A 257-nucleotide genomic window follows, 5' to 3' on the forward strand; every position below is an offset into this window, starting at 1 on the left:
TGACAATACTGATTCTGGAATTGGCCGTAGCTTTTCTCTATTTCGGCTTGGGTTATACCTAAAAAACGCTTAACCGAATTAAGGGTATTGGCGGGGGCTTGTGTGGCAGCTTCTGCAGCATCGGGGCCTACCGTGATGCCGCCAGCGTGGGAACGCACAACCGATGGCAACATCGCGCCACCAAGGGCATCTGTTAATGTGCGGGCGACGCCACTTTGTACCGTTGCAACCAATGAATAAGTGGTACCTAGGTCAAT

1 protein-coding gene is annotated in these 257 nt (G+C 51.8%); it reads right to left on the minus strand.

Annotated elements, in window-relative coordinates:
* Positions 1-257: Hsp70 family protein (locus CWB60_RS20510; RefSeq protein WP_171036178.1), on the minus strand; the 257-nt coding region annotated here is incomplete at both ends.

The organism is Pseudoalteromonas sp. S327 (genome assembly GCF_005886415.1).
GTDB classification, from domain to species: Bacteria; Pseudomonadota; Gammaproteobacteria; order Enterobacterales; family Alteromonadaceae; genus Pseudoalteromonas; species Pseudoalteromonas atlantica.